A 246-nucleotide genomic window follows, 5' to 3' on the forward strand; every position below is an offset into this window, starting at 1 on the left:
GGTAATATTTCCGTCACCACCGCTGGCCGCAGTTGTACTAGTAATTGCAGAAGGCGTTCCTCCATAACAAATGGTCTGGCCTGTGGAACTGATTTCTCCCGCTGTAAATTGAGGGCGAACCGTTACAGCCCAAACATTGGAAGAACTTATAAATCCGCTACAAACCCCATCTTTTGCCTGACGTCTGTACCACATATTTACAGTCAATCCCGCTGGTGGAGTATAGCTAATATTATTAGTTGAAAT

The 246-nt window shown here is 44.7% G+C and carries 1 protein-coding gene; it reads right to left on the bottom strand.

Annotation, left to right across the window (positions count from 1 at the left end; genetic code table 11):
* Positions 1-246 (bottom strand): hypothetical protein (locus SB754_RS22255; RefSeq protein ID WP_410784455.1); only part of this gene is annotated, 246 nt, incomplete at both ends.

This window comes from Leifsonia sp. SIMBA_070, assembly GCF_046534635.1.
In the GTDB taxonomy this organism is placed as follows: domain Bacteria; phylum Actinomycetota; class Actinomycetes; order Actinomycetales; family Microbacteriaceae; genus Leifsonia.